1 rRNA gene is annotated in these 223 nt (G+C 54.7%); it reads right to left on the bottom strand.

Features of this window, described 5'->3' with window-relative positions:
• Positions 1–223 (bottom strand): 23S ribosomal RNA (locus tag WFK95_RS24735); the annotation flags it as partial.

Raw genomic sequence — 223 nt, 5'->3', positions numbered from 1 at the left:
CCACCTGTGTTGGTTTGGGGTACGGGCCACATCAGATCTCGCTAGAGGCTTTTCTCGGCAGCATAGGATCATGGAATTCACCGCAACGGCTACGCATCACCTCTCAGGCTTATATGAGATCCGGATTTGCCTAGATCTCGCCCTACAGGCTTACACCAGTACAACCACTGACTGGCCCCACTACCTTCCTGCGTCACCCCATCGCTTGACTACTACCAGCCGA

Origin of the sequence: Tsukamurella sp. USMM236, from assembly GCF_037148755.1 — a bacterium.
Taxonomy (GTDB): Bacteria; Actinomycetota; Actinomycetes; order Mycobacteriales; family Mycobacteriaceae; genus Tsukamurella.
This window is presented reverse-complemented; position numbering and strand designations above follow the sequence as displayed.